General features: G+C 46.3%; 2 protein-coding genes. Both read left to right on the forward strand.

What is annotated here, in order from left to right; translation table 11 throughout:
- Positions 1 to 36: 36 nt before the first annotated feature.
- The gene (locus tag ABZM97_RS09400) at positions 37 to 16,500 is read left to right on the forward strand and encodes an amino acid adenylation domain-containing protein (RefSeq protein WP_367387491.1); all 16,464 of its coding nucleotides are present in this window, start codon (positions 37 to 39) and stop codon (positions 16,498 to 16,500) included.
- Between the two features lie 14 nt (positions 16,501 to 16,514).
- Positions 16,515 to 24,134, forward strand: coding sequence for a beta-ketoacyl synthase N-terminal-like domain-containing protein (locus tag ABZM97_RS09405; protein WP_367387406.1), 7,620 nt, complete (start codon positions 16,515 to 16,517; stop codon positions 24,132 to 24,134).
- Positions 24,135 to 24,141 lie beyond the last annotated feature (7 nt).

The following is a 24,141-nucleotide window of genomic DNA, read 5'->3' on the forward strand; positions in this document are numbered from 1 at the left end:
TTAACCATTTCTGAGGTGGAACAACATCTTCAAGGCATGAAGCGGCAGTTCAAAAGCCCGCTTTCAGAAGGGCAAAAAGGGCTGTGGATGCTTCAAAAAATGTCTCCTGAAATGAGTGCTTATCATATTCCTTTATGCTTTCGCATCACTAAACCAATACATGCAGAGACGTTCAAGAAAGCCCTTCTGTTTGTACAGAGACAATATCCTGTTTTAACCAGTGTGATTCAAGAGGAGAATGGCATACCATTTCAAACGGTTCAGTCTTCAGAGGCTCTTTCTTTTGAGGAAGAGGATATATCGAATATGAAATCAGCAGAGATACTGCCTTTTCTAAAAGAAAAAGCAAAAGTACCTTTTCGTTTGGAAGCTGGTCCGTTATGGCGCACACATCTTTTTCAGCGGTCAAACGAAGAATGCATTTTGCTCATCACGATTCACCATACCATATTTGACGGTGTGTCGATGCTGACTTTGATATCGTCGCTTTTCGAGGCGTATCAACATTTGCTGAATGGGGTTGAACCGGTGCAGCAGACGCTAACGGCTGATTATTATGATTTTGTCAAATGGGAAACCCGGATGCTGAATGGCAGAGAAGGGGAAGAGCATCTCGCTTACTGGAAAGAACAGTTGTCTGGGAATCTGCCAGTTCTTGATCTTCCGGCTGACCGTCCGCGGTCTTCCGCGCGAAAATTCAAGGGGCAAGCTTATAAAAGCTTGCTCCCCCATTACCTGAGAAAACAAATCAAATCGTTTGCCCGCACGTATCAAGTGAATGAATCGGTTGTGTTGCTGTCCATTTACAAAGTATTGCTGCATCATTATACAAAACAAAAGGATATCATTGTCGGCGTCCCAACAATGGGGCGGCCAGAAGATGGTTTTGAATCTACTATCGGATACTTTATCAACATGATGGCTGTTCGGAGCAGGAATCTCGGATCTCAGCCATTTACAGCATTCATTCGGGAGCTGCAGCTGACAATGGCTGACGGTCTGGACCATGCGGCGTATCCGTTCCCTGCATTGGTAAGAGAGCTGAATGTAGACCGCTCGGCAGCGGATTCGCCGGTTTTTCAAACAGCCTTTCTGTACCAAAACTTCTTTCAGACAACAGGCTTACAAAAAGTGCTCGAATCATATCAAACGCTTGGCATTGAATATATGGAGGATATTCGGCAAGAGGGAGAATTTGAGCTGGCACTCGAAATATATGAGCAAGAAAATGATACAGTGCTTCATCTTTTGTACAATCCTGATCTATATGAATTGTCCTCCATTGAAGGTATGATGGAGAACTATATGAAGCTCGCGCAGCACATGATGGAGGATCCGTCTTTGCCGCTTGAAACTTACTCTTTTCAGTTAAATCAAGAACAAAATAGTTTGCTGGAACAATGGAATGCGACAGGGACAAACACGCCAAATGACAAGTGTATACATGAAGTATTCGAGGAAAAAGCGAAACAAAACCCGGATGCGGTTGCTGTGATTTTCGAAGACAGGTCTCTTACATATAAAGAACTAGATGAAAAAAGCACATCTGTGGCAGTCTATCTTCAACATCAGGGGGTTGGACCTGAACACCCTGTTGGAATTTGTACAGAGCGTTCGTTTGATATGATTATCGGGATTTTAGGAATACTGAAAGCCGGCGGAACGTATGTGCCGTTAGATCCAAGCTTCCCGCAAGAACGGTTAAAGTACATGCTCGAAGACAGTCAGGCATCCATTGTCCTGACCCAACCTAACGTTCGTCATTCGATCAGCCGATTAACTGGCAGCGATGTAAAAGCAATCGATATCGAGTTGGCTTGCCGAAACGGTTATACAGATCAGCAAAGCAGCGATTTAAAGCGGGAAGTAAAACCGGAGCATCTCGCCTATATCATTTACACATCGGGAAGCACAGGACAGCCTAAAGGGGTAATGGTAGAGCATCGAAGCATTATGAATACCCTGAATTTTCTAGAATCTCACTATCCCGTGACTGCTGAGGATGCATATTTACTGAAAACGAACTATGTGTTCGATGTATCGATTTCGGAATTATTCGGATGGTTTATCGGAAACGGCCACCTTGTGATTCTTCCGCCTAATGGAGAAAAATCACCGCAGCTGTGTATGGATTATATAGAAAAATACCGAGTGAGCCACATTAATTTTGTGCCGGCTATGCTGCATGTCTTTTTAGAAACGGCGAAAGACAACAAGCAGCTCACAGAGGATGGACCGCTCAAGTATATGATGGTTGCAGGCGAAGCTTTCCCTAAAGAATTAGTGAAAAAGGCGGTATCGATCTTTAAAAACTGCCGTGTTGAAAATATTTACGGACCTACGGAAGCCGCCATTTACGCTGCGTATTTCGGATGCGGAAAAGGAGACATCGCAAGTCACTATACACCGATTGGAAAGCCTGTCTCCAATGTGAAAATTCATATTGTGGACCGGCATTTGAAGCCTGTCCCGATCGGAAAACCAGGTGAGCTTTGTATTGCGGGAGCCGGTTTGGCAAGAGGCTACTATCATAAGCCTGGCCTTACGGCTGAAAAATTTATTGATAATCCGTTTGAACCGGGGACCAAGCTTTATAAATCAGGTGATTCAGCAAGATGGCTTCCTGACGGCAACATAGAGTATTTAGGACGGATTGACAGCCAAGTCAAAATACGCGGTTTTCGCGTCGAGCTTGGCGCAATTGAAATAAAGCTGGGTGAATTTCCGGGCATTTTAGATCAGGCGGTTGTGGTGAAGCAGCTGGAAGGCCATCAACAGCTCGCTGCTTATTATACAGAGAAAAGCGGACATTCCCCTGCAGATCCAAAAAAATTGCGCCGGCATCTAAAATCCAGTCTGCCGGAATATATGATACCTTCACACTTTATCCGCTTAGATAAGATGCCGTTATCGCCTAGCGGGAAAGTGGACCGTAAAGAACTGGAAAAACGCGAGATCGTTTTCAAAAGAAAGAAATCAAATCAATTGCAGTTAACGGAAATAGAGGATCAGGTGCTTCATATTTGGGAGGAAACGCTCAAGGTCAGCGGCTTTGGGCTGGAAGACGGATTTTTCGATGCGGGCGGCGATTCGCTTCTGGCTGTAGCCGTGGCTGAACGAATCAAAAAAGAATTGGATTGTGAGTTTAGTGTCACTGAGCTATTCGAGCATTCCACGATCCGTGCCATAAGCCAATACATTTTGGAAATGAAAAACGCAGATCAAGCCATAACTCAAATTGAAGACAATCATGATCTCAAAGAAGATGGAAAATACTCGCAGCAGACGATTCCTTCCTATTTTGACGATAGTGTTGCGATTGTGGGGATATCCTGCCAGTTTCCTGAGGCGAAGCATCATCATGACTTTTGGAATCGTATCAAAGAAGGCAAAGAAAGCATTCAGTTCTTCTCTGAAGAAGAGCTTCGCGAAAACGGAGTTCCGGAAGAACTGATTCAACATCCTGACTATGTGCCTGTGCAATCTGCGATTGAGGGGAAAGATTTATTCGACCCTGGTTTCTTTCAAATTTCTCCGAGAGATGCTGAGTATATGGACCCTCAGCTCCGCCTTTTATTGCTGCATTCCTGGAAAGCGATTGAGGACGCAGGATATGTGGCAAATGAGATTCCGGCTACAAGTGTATATATGTCTGCAAGCAGCAATTCATACAGAACGTTATTGCCGAAGGAGGCAATAGAAGGGCATGAATCACCTGATGGCTATGTCTCATGGGTTTTAGCCCAAAGCGGAACCATCCCGACGATGATCTCAAATAAGCTCGGATTAAAAGGGCCAAGCTACTTTGTTCATTCTAACTGCTCTTCATCACTAGTCGGCTTGTATCAGGCATACAAAAGCCTGACATCAGGTGAATCTCAATATGCGCTTGTCGGAGGCGCAACATTGCACGCACAATCAGCGATCGGCTACGTGCACCAAAACGGGTTGAATTTTTCAAGCGACGGACATGTTAAGGCCTTCGATGCTTCAGCAGACGGAATGGCGGGGGGCGAAGGCGTAGCGGTTATCCTGCTGAAGAAAGCTGTGGATGCCGTAAAAGACGGAGACCATATTTATGCCATTATGCGCGGAATAGGCATCAATAATGATGGGGCAGATAAGGCCGGCTTCTATGCGCCAAGTGTAAAAGGCCAAACAGAAGTGATACAGCATGTATTGGAGCAAACCAACATTCATCCCGAAACGGTCAGCTATATTGAAGCGCACGGAACGGGAACGAAATTAGGCGATCCTATTGAAATGTCCGCATTAAATAAAGTGTACAAGCAATACACGGACAAAAAACAATTTTGCGGAATTGGTTCAGTGAAAACGAATATCGGCCATTTGGATACAGCTGCCGGGCTAGCCGGATGCATTAAAGTTGCGATGAGCTTATACCATAATGAACTTGCACCGACCATCAACTGCACTGAGCCGAATCCGAATATAAAGTTTGAAAGCTCGCCTTTTTATGTAGTCCGTGAACGAAAGCCATTAGAGAAACGAGAAGGTGTCCATCGGGCGGCTCTGAGCTCATTCGGTCTTGGCGGCACTAACGCCCATGCTATTTTTGAGCAATATGAAAACATCTCTGATATGAGAGCGGAGAACGAAGGCAATCCGCCCTATCTCATTCCTGTATCGGCAAAAAATAGCGAGCGGCTCCTAGCATACGTGAAGGAACTGCTGATCTATATCAGTCAAAACGAGCAAGCGCATATGTCTCTAAGAAATATTGCATACACCTTCCAGGTCGGACGGGAAGCAATGGACAGCAGGATCATTTTTATGGTGAACGATCTGGAAGAATGGAAACAACAGCTGGAAGCTTTTGTGAATGGAAAGACCCTAGCAGAAGGCAGTATCCAAGGAGAAAAAACGAGAATGACATCCGCTGAACAGCTGCTTGGAAACGCTGAAGCAGAAGAACTGGCTTCATCACGAATATCAAAAGAAAAATTGAAAAAGCTTGCTGAGATGTGGGCAAAAGGCTTTCATGTTGAATGGCGCAGACTTTATCCAAATACGAAGCCGCGCCGTATCAGTTTGCCGACGTACCCTTTTGCTGAAGAACGGTACTGGCCTGAAAGCAGCACCAGCAATGTAACAACAATTGAACCATCGTGTTTGCATCCTTTGGTGCACCATAATACATCGGTTCTGTCAGAGCAGCGGTTCAGCTCCATCTTTACAGGACAAGAGTATTTTATTGCCGAGCATATCATTAAAGGCATGGCAATTTTGCCGGCAGCGGTCACGCTTGAAATGGCAAGAGCCGCGATAGAACAAGGAATTGGCGGTTTAGAAGGTCAAGAAACCGGAATCCGCCTGAAAAATGTTGTTTGGATGCGTCCAGTTGTAGCAGGAAATGAGCCAGTTCAAGTAAACATCGGACTTTATGATGAAGACGGCGGACATATTCTTTATCGGATGTATGGTGAGCCGGAATCTGCTGATGCAGAACCGGTTGTATATAACCAGGGGATAGCGGAATTGATTCAGATAAAGCAAGAAAAAGCGCTGGATCTTGCTGAGATCAAAAACCGATGTGATCAAAACAGGTTGGACGCTGCCCTGTTTTATGAAGGAATGATCGGTGCCGATTACGGTCCTGGCTACAAGAGTGTAGAAGCCGTATATAAAGGCGATGGCCAGCTGCTTGCCAAATTATCACTGCCGGAATCTGTCATGCATACGTCAGACGATTATGTTCTTCATCCAAGTGTAATGGATGGGGCGTTACAGGCGGCTGAATATTTGCAAAACGTCGTTAGGGCGGAGCTTTCACGCAGTGAAGACTTTAAGGCGGCACTCCCATTTGCCTTGGAGGAACTTGAGATCTTTCAGCAATGCGTTTCTGACATGTGGGTTTATGTTCAATTCAATTCGAAAAACAAACCGGGGGATCTGATACAGAAAGTCGATATCGATCTATGCGATGAGCATGGCACGATTTACGTGCGGATGAAAGGTTTTTCGACGAGAGTAATGGAGGCTGATATACAAACCGAACCATCAAAAATGAACGCTGAAACTTTATTGCTTCAGCCCGTTTGGCAAGAACAAAAGGCAGCTGACGGAGCAGGTCCAAAAAAATATGCAGAGCACCTCGTGTTCCTATGTGAATATGATCAAGAGACGAGAAAACAGATTGAAGCAGTACTCAAGGGTGTCCATGTTTTCAGCCTGGAAGCAAGGCCTTCTTCAATGGAGGCGCGTTTCCATTCATATACGGAACAAGTGTTTAAAAAGGTACAAGAGCTCATTCGCACGAAATCGAAAGGCGACACGCTTATTCAGGTCGTAACCTCTTCCGAAGGAGAACAGCAGGTGTTTTCAGGGCTGACAGGACTGCTGAAAACAGCAGGGCAGGAAAATGCCAAACTAACCGGCCAAATGATTGAAGTCAGCAGTGAAGAAAGCGGAGAAAGCATTGCTGGCAAACTGAAAGAAAATCAAATGAGCAGCGATTCATATATCAAATATCAAAACGGCACTCGGTACATTGCTGATTGGCGTGACATCAAAACGGCCAGCCGTGACATCAGCAAGCCGTGGAAAGACGATGGCGTTTATCTCATTACAGGAGGTGCCGGAGGATTAGGCCTTATTTTTGCAAACGAAATCACGGAACAAACGAAGAATGCGACAGTCATTTTGACAGGCCGCTCACCTCTTAGCGAAAGCAAAAGGAAAAAGCTTAAAGAGCTTCGCGACAAGGGGGCTGAGGTCACCTATCGGCAAACAGATGTGTCCGATAAGATTGGAGTCTGCCAGCTCATCGACGAAATTCAGAAAACGTACGGCCGTCTAGACGGCATTCTTCATAGCGCGGGAATCATCAAAGACAGCTACATGGTCAATAAACCGGCAGAAGACCTGCACGACGTGCTGGCGCCTAAAGTAAAAGGGCTTGTTTACCTAGACGAAGCGAGCAAGGACTTGCCATTGGACTTCTTTATTCTCTTTTCCTCTCTTTCAGGAAGTTTAGGAAGCATTGGTCAATCTGACTATGCGGCAGCCAATGTATTTATGGATATGTATGCAGGCTATCGAAATGGGCTTGCCGAAATCAGCCAGCGGCACGGAAAGACACTTTCCATAAACTGGCCGTTATGGAGAGAGGGCGGCATGAAGGTCGACCAAGAAACAGAGAAAAGGCTTGTGCAACTGGCCGGGATTGTTCCGATGAGAGCAGAAAAAGGAATTCAGGCATTATATCAAGCGTTTCATTCCGAAGCAAACCAAGTCATGGTGATTGAAGGCGATGGGCATAAGATAAAACAAAACATGTTCGCAAAAACCGTCTCAGCACCTATGGAAAAGAAGGAAACAGAGAACTTGACTGACCAAGTAAAAAGCATTGATACAGACAGTTTGCTGGATAAAGTAAAGGCGATGTTAAAACGGGAGGTCGCCAAGCTGTTAAAGGTCAAGCTTGAAACGATTGATGATCATGCCGAGATGACGGTGTATGGATTTGATTCTATCTCAATGACGGAATTCACAAACCATATGAACCGCGCCTATAAGTTAGAGCTGACGCCAACCGTCTTTTTTGACTACCCGACGATTCATGCGTTTGGCAAGCATTTGGCCGAAGAATATCAAGCGGTATTTGCGAACACATTTGCTGTGCGCGCTGTATCGGCTCAGGTTCAGCCTGCTGCCAAACAGGAGCAACCCTTACATGTCAAAGCTAAAAGACGCCGAAAGCAGCAAGTCATACTGCCAAACGCCGCACAAAGTGAAGCTGGCCATGAGCCAATTGCGATTGTAGGCATAAGCGGGATTTTCCCTATGGCGAAAGATGTTGATGCGTTCTGGGAGGCTTTAAAAGAGGGCCAAGACTGCATGACGGAAATTCCGAAAGACCGCTGGGATTGGCGGGAATATGAAGGGGATCCGGCGAAGGAAGGCAATAAAACGAATGTAAAATGGGGCGGTTTTATCGACGGAATTGCCGATTTTGATCCATTATTCTTCGGCATCTCCCCGCGTGAAGCTGAACAAATGGAACCTCAGCAGCGCTTACTGTTGACTTACGCCTGGAAAGCGATCGAAGATGCAGGATATTCGGCGAAACGTCTGTCAGGCACAAAAACAGGCGTCTTCATTGGAACCGGAAATACAGGGTACAGCTCCCTTTTGTCAAAAGCCAACTCGGCAATAGAAGGCTCAGCGGCAGCCAATACGAGCCCTTCAGTCGGGCCGAACCGGGTCAGTTATTTCCTGAATCTTCATGGGCCGAGCGAACCGATTGATACAGCATGCTCCAGCTCATTGGTGGCGATCCACCACGCCATCTCTTCAATTGAGGAAGGCACTTGTGAGATGGCATTAGCAGGCGGCGTGAATACGATTATCCTTCCTGAGGTGTATATCAGCTTTGATAAAGCCGGTGCGCTCAGTAAAGAAGGGAAATGCAAGACATTTTCAAATCAAGCCGATGGTTTCGCTCATGGGGAAGGGGCCGGCATCCTGTTTCTGAAAAAGTTAAAAGCGGCTGAAGAAGCGGGAGACCACATTTACGGAGTCATAAAAGGCAGCGCAATTAATCACGGCGGCCGTGCAGCATCTTTAACGACGCCTAATCCGAAGGCGCAGGCGGATGTCATTCAGTCGGCATATCAAAAAGCGGGTATCGATCCGAAAACCGTGACCTACATTGAAGCGCACGGAACCGGGACGGAGCTTGGAGACCCGGTTGAAATTAACGGATTGAAATCAGCTTTTCAAGCATTGGGCATGAATGAAGGCGATGCATCAGCCAATCCTTATTGCGGACTGGGGTCTGTGAAGACAAACATCGGCCACTTATCGCTGGCAGCAGGTGCAGCAGGGGTCATTAAAATATTATTGCAGCTTAAGCATAAAACCTTAGCGAAAAGTCTTCACTGCGAAACCGTGAATCCGTACATTCAGCTGAAAAACAGTCCGTTCTATATCGTACGGGAAACGGAAGAATGGAAAGCGCTGAAAAATGAACAGGGAGAAGAGCTGCCTCGCCGAGCAGGTGTCAGTTCATTTGGGATCGGCGGCGTAAACGCCCACGTGATCATTGAGGAATATATTCCAGAAGCAGCCGATGAGATGATACCGTCCATCACACCTGAACATCCGGGTATCTTCGTTTTATCGGCTAAAAATGAAGCGCGGCTAAAAGAACAGGCACAGCAGCTGGCTGATGCGCTTGATAAGGAAACATATAGAGACGCAAATCTTACACGCATCGCTTATACCCTGCAAGCAGGACGGGACGCGATGGAAGAACGTCTTGGGATTATTTCCGGTTCCGTTGAGGATTTGCAGCAAAAGTTAAAAGACTTTGCAGCAGGCAAAAGCGATGTGGAAGATTTATTTAGAGGCAGGATTGATAAAGGCACACTGCAAATGCTGACAGAGGACGAAGAGATTCAAGAAGCCGTCGAAAAATGGATGGAACGGGGAAAGTACGCAAAACTGCTTGAATTATGGGTAAAAGGGTTTGATGCAGACTGGACGAAACTGTATGGCGAGAATGTGCCTAAGCGTGTCAGCTTGCCGACATATCCTTTCGCAAAAGACCGTTATTGGATCTCTGATCATATAGAAAAAAGCGGCAGCCCTGTAGCAAACAAAGACACTTCCCGCCTTGGCGCAGCCGTGCTGCATCCATTAATGCATCAAAACACATCGAACCTCTCGGAACAAAGGTTTAGCTCAATCTATACGGGAGAAGAGTTTTTCCTTGCCGATCATGTAGTCAAAGGCCAACGGATCTTGCCGGGAGTGGCGCATCTTGAATTGGCGCGGGCTGCCGTTGAGCAGGCGGCAGAGGTACAAGGTGTTCCGTGCACCATGAAGCTAAAGAACGCGGTGTGGGTGCGCCCCATTGTTGTAGAGGGCCAGCCTCAGCACGTACACATTAAGCTTTTACCGGAGGAAAATGGTGAGATTTCCTATGAAATCTACGGTAATCCAGACATTGCGGGCGAACAGTCAATCGTCTACAGTCAAGGCAGCGCTGTATTGAGTCCTGCTGCAAATCAGCCGGCGGTTGATTTGCAGTCCTTGCGGGAGCAGTGTCAGCAAAGCCATTTCAGCGTTGACGAAGTATATGACACCTATCAAATGATCGGTTTTGAATATGGTCCTGCTTATCGCTGCATGGAAAAAATCTATACAGCCGAACATTTTGTTTTAGCAAGATTGTCATTGCATCCGTCTGCTTTAAATACGCTCAGCCAATACAACATGCATCCGGGGCTGATGGACTCTGCTTTGCAGGCGTCAAGCATTTTGACAGGCGCCGGAGATAACCAACTGACCCTGCCTTTTGCGGTTCAGGAGCTTGAAGTCTTCGGAGCATGCTCGTCAGAAATGTGGGTATACGCAAGATACAGTCAAGGCAGCAAGGCAACTGATAAGGTGCAAAAACGGGATATTGATATGTTAGATGAGAACGGCAAAGTTTGCGTACGGCTGAAAGGATTATCTTTCAGAGCAGCGGAAGGCGGAAATGGATCGACGGAACCTGATCAAATGCTGGAAACCTTGATGTTTGAAGAAAAGTGGGTGCCTAAGGATTGTGAAAAAGAACATTCTGAGCCTCATTACGAACGGCACATTGTCATGCTTTGTGACATGAATGGCCTCACAAAAGACAGCATTGAATCAAGAGTTAAAGGAGCGGAATGCATCGTTTTGGATTCTTTCCGCGAAGGACTGGCAGAAAGGTTCCAAGATTATGCCGAACAAGCGCTTAAGACGGTACAGGATCTTCTCAAAAGCAAGCCGCAAGGCAATGTCCTGATTCAGCTGCTTACTTCTGCAGAAAGAAAGCAGTACTCATTTTCAGGGCTATCGGCGCTCCTTAAAACCGCCAGCCTGGAGAATAAAAAATGGATAGGCCAGACGATTGAAATCGATTCAAACGAAAACATTGAAAGTATAGCAGAAAAACTGAGAGAGAATAAAAGACACGCAGGAGATCAGCGCATCAAATACGAAAAGGGCAAACGGTACATCAATGATTTGCGTGAAATGCAAATGGCTGATCGGGAAATAAGCCTGCCGTGGAGAGATAAGGGAGTATACCTCATCACAGGCGGCGCAGGAGGACTTGGGTTTATTTTTGCAAAAGAGGTTGCTCGTCAAGCTGAACAGCCTGTGCTCATTCTGACAGGCAGATCTGCATTGAATGCAGATCAAGAGACGCAGCTTAACGAACTTCAGCGATTAGGGGCCCGAGCAGAATATAGGCGGGTTGATGTGACGCAAGCGGAAGAAGCCTCCGGGCTCATCACAAGCATTACGTCTGATTACGGAGACTTGAATGGTGTCATTCACAGCGCAGGCCTGATTAAAGATAACTATCTCATGAACAAAACCAACGAAGAACTGACACAAGTTTTTGCTCCTAAGGTAAAAGGGCTTGTGAATGTGGATGAGGCAACCGAGCATCTCGCGTTAGATTTCTTTATCCTCTTTTCTTCAATATCCGGTGTCGCCGGCAGCGCGGGGCAGGCGGATTATGCGATGGCTAATGCGTTTATGGACAGTTATGCCGCTTATCGAAATGAGCTGGTGACCGCCATGTACAGGCATGGGCAAACGCTGTCGATCAATTGGCCGCTCTGGAAAGAAGGCGGTATGCGCGCGAATAAAGAAATTGAAAACATGACTTTGAAAAACACAGGTGTGACTCCAATGCGAACTGAGACCGGCATTCAGGCGCTGTATAAAGGTTTGGCATTCGGCAAAGATCACGTCATCGTCATGGAAGGGATCAGAGACATGATGAGGGAAAAGCTGACTCAAAAGCCGTCTTCTGATGATGTGCCAATGCAAACAGCGCAAGTACCGGTGACACCTGAAGCCAGGATGGGTCAAGACCATTTGTTTGACCACATTCAAGAAGCTTTGAAGCAAACAATCTCTCAATTGCTCAAAATCAAACCTGAAGAGATTGACACGGATATGGAGTTTAATCAATATGGTTTTGATTCGATTACGTTAACTGAATTCGCAAATACACTGAATGAGCAGTACAAGCTGGATCTCACGCCTACGATCTTCTTTGAGCACGCAACTGTTCATGCATTTGGAGCGTATCTGTCAGAAGAATATCCGAATGCTTTTACAGCAGCCCAATTGTCTAACGAATCTGAAATGCCGATACAGCCTGTCAAACAAAATATAAAAAATATGACGTTTTCGACTGAAAACCGCTTTGTAAACCCTTCGGTAACGCCAGTAGAAAAGACAGCTGATCATAGGCCTGAGCCTATCGCGATTGTCGGGATGAGCGGTGTTTTCCCGAAGGCAAAGGACATCGAGGAATACTGGAAGAACCTGAAAGCGGGCGCGGATTGTATTACAGAGGTTCCAAAAGACCGCTGGGATTGGCAGGAGTATTACGGAGACCCTCTAAAAGAATCGAATAAAACAAACGTCAAATGGGGCGGTTTTATTGATGAAGTCGCTGACTTTGATCCATTGTTCTTCGGCATATCGCCGCTTGAGGCTGAGCAGATGGAGCCTCAGCAACGCCTGTTAATGACCTATGCGTGGCAGGCGATAGAAGAAGCGGGGTACTCAGCGAGAAGCCTGTCAGGAACCAAAACGGGCATCTTCATTGGGACTGGAAACACGGGGTATAGTTCACTGCTGTCAAATCTAGACATAGAAGGCTCAGCAGCTGCGAATATGAGTCCTTCTGCCGGACCGAATAGGGTCAGTTATTTCCTGAACATTCATGGACCGAGCGAACCGATAGATACTGCATGCTCAAGCTCTTTGGTCGCCATTCATCATGCGGTATGCGCAATTGAAAACGGAAACTGTGAAATGGCGATTGCAGGAGGTGTCAACACAGTCGTAACGCCGCAAGGCCATATCGCTTATGATAAGGCCGGGGCGCTGAGTAAAGAAGGAAGGTGCAAAACATTTTCTGATAGAGCCGATGGGTTCGCAGTCAGTGAAGGCGCCGGCATTCTCTTCCTGAAAAAACTGACAGCGGCTGAACGAGACGGTGATCATATTTACGGTGTCATCAAAGGAAGTGCGGTAAACCACGGAGGCCGCGCAAACTCTCTGACGACTCCTAATCCGAAGGCTCAGGCGGATGTCGTAAAAACAGCATATGAAAAAGCGGGAATCGATCCAAGAACTGTTACTTACATTGAAGCGCATGGAACCGGAACAGAGCTTGGTGATCCAGTAGAAATCAACGGCCTGAAAGCGGCATTTCAAGAGCTGTATGAAAAAACGGGTGACCCGGCTGTTCAAGGCAGCCATTGCGGACTTGGGTCAGCGAAAACAAACATCGGTCATTTATCACTGGCGGCCGGTGTGGCGGGTGTCATTAAAGTGTTATTGCAGCTAAAACATAAGACGCTTGTAAAAAGCCTGTACAGTGAAACCATCAATCCGTATATCAGACTGGAAGGCAGCCCGTTTTATATTGTGCAGGAATCCAAAGAGTGGGAAGTGCTGCAGGATGAAGCTGGCCGAGAGCTGCCACGGCGCGCCGGCATTAGTTCATTTGGCATAGGCGGCGTCAATGCCCACGTGGTCATTGAGGAATATATTCCAAAAGAAACCACTCGATCTGCACAAGCGCCAGCTGTGACAGCACAACACCCGGGCATCTTTATCTTGTCAGCAAAGGATGAAAATCGTCTGAAAGACCAAGCCCAGCAATTAGCAGACTTTATCAGCGGCCAACCTGTCACATCTCGTGATCTCACTGATATTGCTTATACACTCCAAGAAGGGCGTGATCCAATGGAGGAAAGATTAGGGATCATCGCTGTCTCGGCGGAGGACTTGCTGGAAAAACTGAACCTCTTTATAGCCGGACATGCGAGTACGCAGTACATGTCAGGCAGAGCGGACAAAGGGATTGTACAGACATTGAGATCAGATGATGAAATACAGAAAACGCTCAAAAGCAGCTGGGAGCCCGGAACATATGAAAGGCTGCTTGAATTATGGATAAAAGGCATGGAAATAGATTGGAGTAAACTGTATGGCGGCAAACAGCCGAAACGCATCAGCCTCCCAACCTATCCATTTGCAAAAGAACGCTACTGGATAACGGATATGAAAGAAGAAGCAGTCACGCATCATGAACCAAATAGTTTCGAAACAGCAGCATTGCACCCGCTAGTACAGTCCAACACATCCGATTTGTCAGAGCAGCGTTTCAGCTCGACCTTTACAGGTGCTGAGTTCTTTTTCACCGATCATAAGGTGAAGGGAAGCCCAGTCATGCCGGGTGTAGCATATCTTGAGATGGTTCATGCCGCCGTTTCGAGAGCAGTGAGAGAACTCAAAGATGAGCAAGCTGTTATCCATATCAAAAATGTTGTGTGGGTGCAGCCGATTGTGGCGGGCGGGAAGCCTATTCAAGCCGATATCAGTCTAGATCCCCAGCAGGACGGTGAGATGGCCTTTAACATCTATACTGCGGATGGGCACAATGGGCGGAAAATACACTGTCAAGGCAGTGCTGCAATCAGCCGAGCAGGAGGTATTCCAGTTCAGGATATCAGCATGCTTCAAGATCAATGCAGTCTAAGCACCCTTTCCCACGAGCAATGTTATGAATTATTTAAGGCAATCGGCATTGACTACGGACCTGGTTTTCAAGGAATAGATCGGCTTTATATTGGCCGTAATCAAGCCTTGGCAGAGCTTTCCCTGCCTCTTGGTGTGTCTCACACGCTGGACAAATTTGTTCTTCATCCAAGTATGGCAGACTCTGCTTTACAAGCATCAATCGGGCTGAAACTGAATTCCGGTGACGAGCAGCTTTCCCTGCCTTTTGCGCTGCAAGAGCTCGAAATATTCAGCCCGTGTACAGATAAAATGTGGGTTTCTGTGACATCTCGTCCAAATGAGGACAGAATACAGAGACTGGATATTGATCTCTGTGATGAACAAGGCCGAGTGTGTGTGCGAATCAAGGGTATTTCCTCAAGGGTGCTGGAAGAAGACATACAACCGCAAGATGAGCCGAAGTCACCGGATGTCAAGACATCTCTTGATGGAGCGCTTCTTATGGCGCCGGTATGGGATCAAGTTCAATTGGTGAAGAGCGTCATGCCGCCTGCTGATGAGCGTGTTGTCATCCTCGGAGGGGATGACAACAGCAGAAAAGCTGTTCAAAGGCAGTATCCGTTTGCCAAAGGGGTGCACATTGAGCCGAACACATCGATTCATGAGATTGCTGACCAGCTTGAAGCACTCGGATCGTTTGACCATATTGTGTGGCTGTCTCCTTCTCGTGTGACAGAATGTGAAGTCGGTGACGAAATGATTGAAGCCCAAGGTCAAGGCGTGATTCAAATATACAGAATCATTAAGGCGATCCAGTCTTTAGGCTATGGAGAGCGGGAGATACGCTGGACGGTCGTGACGGCGAACACGCAATATGTTGATCAGCATGATATTGTCGATCCGGTCGATGCTGGTGTGCACGGCCTGATCGGTTCGATGGCAAAAGAATATCCAAATTGGCAGACAAAGCTGATTGATGTCACGAAACATGAGAACTTGCCTGTGCCTGAAATCTTTTCCTTGCCTGCTGATGAAGAAGGGAATACTTGGGCCTACCGGAATAAGAGCTGGCATAAATTGCGCTTGATTCCAGTGCACAACAATCAACCGGTGCAAAATAAGTATAAGCGCGGAGGCGTTTATGTCATCATAGGCGGCGCAGGCGGAATTGGCGAAGTCTGGAGCGAATATATGATCAGAACATACCAGGCGCAGATCGTTTGGATTGGCAGAAGAAAAATGGATCCAGCTATTCAAAGTAAACTCGACAGACTTTCGCATCTGGGGCCTGCCCCGCTTTACATTCAAGCTGATGCGGCTAACCGAGAGGAATTGGAGCGCGCTTATGAAACAATGAAACAAATGTATCGAGAAATCAACGGCATCATTCATTCTGCAATTGTCTTGCAAGACCAAAGCCTGATGAACATGAACGAGGAATGCTTCAGAAACGTTCTTTCTGCAAAAGTAGATGTCAGTGTGCGAATGGCTCAAGTTTTCCGGCATGAACCACTGGACTTTGTTTTGTTTTTCTCTTCCGTGCAATCGTTTGCGAGAGCTTCGGGACAAAGCAATTACGCTGCCGGCTGCAGTTTTAAGGATGCTTTTGCACAGCGGCTTTCTCAAGTATGGCCTTGTGCAGCAGCCGTGATGAATTGGAGTTATTGGGGAAGCGTCGGTGTGGTTTCCTCACCGGATTATCAGAAGAGAATGGCTCAGGCAGGCATTGGCTCTATTGAAGCCCCTGAAGCGATGGAGGCATTGGAATTGCTGCTCGGAGGACCGCTGCAGCAGCTGGTGATGATGAAAATGGCAAACGATATGAATGATGAAGCGGAACAGATGGAAGAAACAATTGAAGTTTACCCGGAAACTCACAGCTCAGCCATTCAAAAGCTGCGAAGCTATCACCCGGGTGACAGCACAAAGATTCAACAACTGTTATAGGAGGGGGAGCGCCAATGCTGAACACAGAAGACATTCTCTGTAAAATGCTTTTCGCACAATTGCAGTCCATAGGTTTTTTCACAGAAAGTAAATCCCAGCCAGTATTGGAGAATTTCTATGGCAGATGGTTAGAAGAAAGCCACTCGTTTTTAGAACGCCATCAATTTCTCAAGCGGACGGCGAATGGACATGTTCCAACGCGCTCAATAGGAACCGTGAGTGAACTGTGGATGGAATGGAATGAACAAAAATCGGACCTGCTTCAAGACAATAATATGAAAGCCATGGTGACATTGGTGGAGACAGCACTTAAAGCCTTGCCGGATATTCTGACCGGCAAGGTGTCTGCCACCGATATCCTGTTTCCGAATTCATCAATGGATCTAGTAGAAGGCGTCTATAAAAACAACCAAGTCGCAGACTATTTTAATGATGTGCTGGCGAACACACTAACGGCCTATCTGCAAGAACGTCTGAAGCAAGAGCCTGAGGCAAAGATTCGCATATTAGAAATCGGAGCCGGAACCGGCGGTACAAGCGCGGCTGTTTTTCAAAAGTTGAAAGCCTGGCAGACACATATAAAAGAATACTGCTATACAGATCTGTCTAAAGCATTTTTAATGCACGCAGAAAATAAGTACGGCCCGGACAATCCGTATTTGACATATAAACGATTTAATGTGGAGGAGCCGGCATCTGAACAGCATATTGATGCGGGGAGCTATGACGTGGTGATTGCAGCGAATGTGCTGCATGCCACGAAAAATATCCGGCAGACATTGCGAAACGCAAAAGCAGTTTTGAAAAAGAACGGACTGCTCCTCTTAAATGAAATAAGTGATCATAATATATATTCGCATTTGACGTTCGGCCTTTTAGAGGGCTGGTGGCTGTATGAGGATCCTGCTCTCCGTATACCGGGCTGCCCGGGTCTGTATCCGGACACTTGGGAAATGGTGCTTGAGAGTGAGGGATATCGCCATGTTTCCTTTATGGCTGAACAATCACATCAGCTCGGCCAGCAGATCATTGCTGCTGAAAGTAACGGAGTCGTCCGTCAAAAAAAGAAAACTGAGATAGAAGATACAGCACATTTACAAATCGATGCGGAAAAAGTTCATTCACAGGATAACGATTCTCTCATTGAACAAACGATTCAATTTGTGAAACATACGCTGGCAAAATCGATCAAACTATCACCAGAGCGTATTCACGAAGATACGACTTTCGAGAAGTATGGAATCGATTCGATTTTGCAGGTCAATTTCATTCGTGAATTAGAAAAAGTAACGGGGGATCTTCCAAAAACCATTTTATTCGAACATAACAACACAAAAGAACTCGTCGACTATTTAGTCAAGGAGTACGAAAGTAAGCTCCGGACAGCACTGTTAAAAGAAACACAGCAGCCTGCAAAACACGAAGCACCTGTTCAAAGGGAGCGTGCAGCTGCTAGTAAGCCGCTAGCTTTTACCGCACGCCGCTTTGCCGGAGAGCAGCAGATCAAAGAAACTCAGCAAGCATCAAATAGTGAGTTGAAAAAAGAAAAGACAAGCCATTTCCAAGTGGCACAGACGAATGATCATGGTACAGAAGATATCGCAATAATCGGGATCAGCGGACGCTATCCGATGTCTGCTGGCTTAGAAGTGCTTTGGGCGCATTTAATCGCTGGAGACAATTGTATTACAGAGGCGCCGGAATCCAGATGGCGCACATCTTTATTGAAAACATTATCAAAAGATTCAACACAGTTGGCAGATAAGAAGCGGTATGGCGGATTTTTACAAGACATTGAAGCATTTGACCATCAGCTTTTTGAGGTGGAGCAAAGCCGGGTGATGGAAATGACACCGGAACTGCGCTTATGTTTAGAAACCGTCTGGGAAACATTTGAGGATGGCGGCTATACCCGAACCCGGCTGAATAAACTGCGGGATGATGATGCCGGAGTGGGTGTCTTTATTGGGAATATGTATAACCAGTATTTTTGGAATATCCCATCAGTAGAGCAGGCAGTCCTCAGCTCAAATGGGGGAGACTGGCATATCGCAAACCGCATTTCCCACTTTTTCAACCTGACTGGACCGAGTATCGCTGTCAGCTCAGCATGCTCCAGTTCATTAAACGCCATTCATCTTGCCTGTGAAAGCCTGAAATTGAACAGCAGCTCTATGGCGATTGCGGGAGGAGTCAATTTAACACTCGATCTCTCAAAGTATGATTCTCTGGAGCGGGCCAATCTGCTGGAAGGCGGAAACCAAAGCAAAAGTTTTGGCACAGGAACCGGACTTATTCCCGGGGAAGGTGTCGGAGCAGTCTTGTTAAAACCGCTTTCGAAGGCAATGGAAGATCAGGATCATATTTACGCTGTGATCAAAAGCAGTTTTGCCAATCATAGCGGCGGAAGACAGATGTATACAGCACCAGATCCGAAACAGCAAGCAAAATTAATCGTCAGGTCGATTGAGCAGTCGGGCATTGATCCGGAGACTATCAGCTATATTGAATCAGCTGCAAATGGTTCAGCGCTGGGCGATCCTATTGAAATGATTGCATTAACAAACGCATTTGAACAATACACGAATAAGAAACAGTTTTGCGCGATAGGTTCTGTCAAATCCAATCTGGGACATTTGGAGGCAGCTTCCGGCATTTCTCAGCTGACAAAAGTGCTGCTGCAGATGAAGAAGGGCACGCTGGTGCCGACAATCAACGCAACACCTATCAATCCAAATATTAAGCTGGAAAACACGGCTTTTTATCTTCAAGAACAAACGGAGCCATGGCATCGCTTGAATGATCCTGAAACAGGAAAGCAGTTGCCTCGCAGAAGCATGATCAATTCCTTCGGAGCGGGGGGAGCCTATGCCAATCTCATTATAGAAGAATTTATAGAGATGGCTCCTGAGAGACGGATCACTTCCCGCCAGCCGGAATGTACAGCCGTTTTTTCAGCAAAAACAAAATGGAGCCTGCTCAGCTACCTTGAAAACATGCAATTGTTTTTAGAGAAGGAAGCTGCTCTGGATATTGAACCAATTGTACAGGCTTTACACAGAATAAACCACGATTTAGAGCATAGGGCTGCATTTACAGTAACATCGACTCAGGAACTGATCGAAAAACTGAAGATGTTCCGTACAGCAAAAGAAAGCTCACGCCAGCAAGGTATTTATACATCATTCGATTTACAGCCGTGCGCGGGATCAGCCCAAAAGGAACGAGAAACAAGCGCAGCAGAGCAATGGGCAGCAGGGGCATCCGTTGATTTTAAAGAAGCAGCTCAAGGGAACCGATCCGGCTGGGTTCGCCTGCCGCACTATGCATTTGATCATCATACATCATTTCATTTCGATGTTCCGGCGGGTCAGGGGAAACCATCAGCTGTCGAAAGCAATAACAATCATCCGGTCATACAAGATCAATTCACATATGACGAGCCTTACGTGCAAGGCCACGTCTTCAACAATGAACGGGTGCTTGTCGGCGCGACATACAGCAGTCTGGCCATTGACGCATTTTTCAACATGTTTCCTGAGGAAAACAGCGGCCGTATCAGCAAATTAAGCTATATCAATCCAATTGTCATCAAACAAGGCGAGACCATTGAACTGCAGGCAAAGCCTCTTCAAAAAAACCAAGTCATAGAATTACAAATCATGTACCGTGAGCTGGCCTCTGATACATGGAAGCCTGCCGCAATCGGGCAATGCCAAAAAAGTTTGTTTGAAACAAAAGAAGTCAATATCGAAAGCTTAAAGCAATCGTTAACCGAGCTTCATCACATCGATCAGATGTATAAAGCCGGAAATGGCCCTGAGTGGGGATCGTTATTTAAGACGATTACACATCTTTACAGAGATCATAAGTCCGTACTGGCAAAAATTCGCCTGCCTCAAAGCGATCTGGCAAACGGGCATCATTACACTGTAAGCCCATTGATGACAAACAGCGCCTACTTGGCTATCCTTAGTTTCTTAGAGCAATTTGACATTGAAGGAAGTTTCCTGCCATTTGGAATCAATGATATCCAATTTACTAAACATACGATACAAGAGGATTGCTGGCTTCTGATTACATTGGTTAAGAATACAGGTGACATGCTGCTGTTCGATGTAGATGTGGTCAATGAATCGTCAGAAACGGTGCTGCGTTATTCGGGTTACTCGTTAAAACAACTGCGAGTTACAAATCAAATAAGGAATGAAAATCAGAACATCAAAGTCCGCGGTCTAAAAGACCGTATCAAAAGCTATGTAACAAATAAACTGGCAGTAAACATGGCCGATCCGTCAAAACTGGCTCTCTCAAAAGCTCATATTATGGAATTGGGTATTGATTCCTCTCAATTGGTTGGGCTGACAAGGGAGATCGAATCAGAAACAAAAATCGACTTAAACCCGACGTTGTTTTTTGAATATCCGACTGTACAAGAGCTTATTGAATTTTTTGCGGACAAACATGAAGCATCTTTTGTTCAGCTGTTTGGTGGAGTTGATCAGCAGCAGGAACGTTCAGCTCAAATCGAAAACCAAATGAAACAGATTCCGGCTGATGAGATGAAGACGGATAAAGCAATCAAACATGCAGCCGACGGCATAGCCATTATCGGCATGTCGGGACAGTTTCCGAAAGCAAACAGCGTAACGGAATTTTGGGACAACATCATTCACGGAAAAAACTGTGTCTCTGAAGTGCCGAAAGAACGCTGGGACTGGCGTGAATGTGCCTCAGTTGATAAAGAAGGATCATCAAGCCTTCAATGGGGCGGATTTATAGAAGGAATAGGTGAGTTTGACCCGCTGTTTTTTGGCATATCACCTAAAGAAGCGGCACATATGGATCCGCAGGAGTTTCTGCTCTTAACACATGCATGGAAGGCGATGGAAGACGCAGGCTTAACAGGACAGGCCTTATCCAGCCGTCCGACAGGCGTATTCGTCGCAGCTGGCAATACGGATGCAGCTGTGATTCCTTCCTTAATTCCAAACCGTATATCGTATGCGCTGAATGTAAAAGGGCCAAGCGAATATTACGAAGCTGCCTGTTCCTCCGCTCTTGTGGCTTTGCACAGAGCTATACAATCCATCCGAAACGGCGAATGTGAACAAGCCATTGTCGGGGCTGTGAATTTGCTGCTTTCACCAAAAGGATTCATTGGCTTCGACTCAATGGGATATTTGAGTGCGGATGGACAGGCCAAATCCTTTCAAGCAGATGCGAATGGCTTTGTCAGAAGTGAAGGCGCAGGGGTTCTCATCATTAAACCTTTGCAAAAAGCCATTGAAGATTCCGATCATATTTATTCGGTCATTAAAGGTACAGGTGTATCGCATGGCGGCCGGGGAATGTCACTGCACGCGCCAAATCCGGCCGGTATGAAGGATGCAATGCTGAAGGCTTATGAAGGAGCGCATATTGATCCCAAAACGGTGGCCTATATCGAAGCGCATGGGATCGCCTCTCCATTGGCAGACGCGATAGAAATAGGTGCGTTAACTTCAGGCTTAAGCCAGCTAGAGTCGGAACTTCCACAGGAAGTACAGGAGGAAGCGCCGTGTTATATCAGCAGCTTAAAGCCGAGCATTGGACACGGTGAACTGGTCTCCGGTATGGCTGCTCTCATGAAGGTCAGCATGGCGATGAAGCATCAAACCATACCAGGCATTTCCGGATTTTCTTCATTGAATGATCAGGTGTCAATAAAGGGCACCCGTTTCCGAATGATTCCGGAGAACCAGCAATGGGAGGATGTAAAGGACGATTCAGGCAGAATCATCCCGCGCAGAGCGGGTATCAACAGCTATAGCTTTGGAGGCGTAAATGCGCACGTCATTTTAGAAGAATATATTCCTTCATCAAAAGCACCGGTTAATATGAACGAGAATGAAGCTCATATTGTGGTTCTTTCAGCAAAAAATCAAGACAGGCTAAAAGCAGTTATTCAACAGCAGCTTGATTATGTGAACGAACAACAAGGACTGTCGTTGCCACATTATGCTTATACACTTCAAACCGGACGAGAGGAGATGGAGGACCGGCTGGCGCTGGTCGTCCGAAGTAAAGAAGAACTGGTTATCGGCTTGCAAGACTGCATAACAGCTGCGGAAAAAGGCGGAAAGCCAAAAAGTTCTGTGCCTGTTTTTTGCGGGAATGCAGAAGAGGGCTCGTCAGATATCGAAACCTTGCTTGATGGGCCATTAAGAGAAATGGTGATAGAGACCCTGTTGTCTGAGAACAACCTTGAAAAGATCGCATTTTGCTGGACAAAAGGGGTGCGAATCCCGTGGGAGCAGTTTTATCAAGGAAAAGGCGCCAGCAGAATACCGTTGCCAACCTATCCGTTTGAAAAGAGAAGCTGCTGGAATGGCTTTCAAGCATTAGAGAATACGCCTTCTGTTTCACATGAGATGCATATCAACAGCAGCGATCATCACATGTTAGCTGATGTATTAGGGATGGATCCAGAAGAACTGCATCCTCATAAGCCATTGCAGCATTACGGGTTTGATTCGATTTCTTGCATACAGTTATTGCAGCAACTGCAAGCAAAGGTCGATCCTTTCATCACCTTGGCGGAGCTGCAAGCATGCCAAACTGTGCAGGATATGACGGACTTGATCGCAAAGAAACAGGCGGATGCCTCCTTACGAAACGAGCACACTCGTACGTTCCCGGAATTGATACCGTTAAATGACGGCAAGCGGGGGCGCCCTGTATTTTGGTTTCATGGCGGGGTAGGGGGCGTTGAAATCTATCAGTCATTTGCAGAAAAAAGCCAGCGCCCTTTTTACGGTATTCAAGCAAGGGGATTTATGACTCAACATGCTCCTTTGCATGGAATTGAACAAATGGCTTCCTATTATATAGAGATCATCCGAGACATTCAGCCGGAAGGCCCTTATGATGTAGGCGGATATTCCTTAGGCGGAATGATTGCATATGAAGTCACACGCCAGCTGCAAAGCCAAGGCCTTGCTGTCAAAAGCATGGTAATGATTGACTCTCCATACAGTTCTGAGAAGAAAGAGAATGAAGCTTCTATGAAAACATCAATGCTGCAAACGATCAATACGATGCTGGCATCGATTGCGAAGCCGGATAAGCTTACTGACGTTCTCATCAGCCGTGAAGAGGTAGACACAAACTCAGACGATGAAGAATTCCTGTCTGAGCTGATTGATTTGGCAAGAAAACGGGGATTGAACAAACCGGAGAAGCAAATACGTGCGCAGACTCAGCAAATGATGAAAACCCAGCGTGCCTATGATGTTGAATCGTACACTGTTCAGCCTCTGCCTGATCCTGAGGCGGTAAAATGTTATTACTTCCGCAATAAAAGCGGGTCTTTCTTTGGAGATTTAGACATTTATTTCACTTTCTCAAATGAAAAAGCACCGTTTGATCAATCTGCCTACTGGGAGGAATGGGAGCGGCAAATGCCACATTTCCATCTGGTGGATGTCGAATCAAACAACCACTTCATGATATTAACAGAACCTAAAGCCTCCAAAGCCATGTTAGAATTTTGCGAAAAACTCTATTCAAACAGGGGAGTCGTTAACGCGAATTTCCTTAAGGCTTTCCGGAAAAAACATGAAGCGAAAGAAGATGAATTGGTGAAGCGCTGAGAAACAC

Origin of the sequence: Bacillus vallismortis (assembly GCF_040784915.1) — a bacterium.
In the GTDB taxonomy this organism is placed as follows: domain Bacteria; phylum Bacillota; class Bacilli; order Bacillales; family Bacillaceae; genus Bacillus; species Bacillus subtilis_G.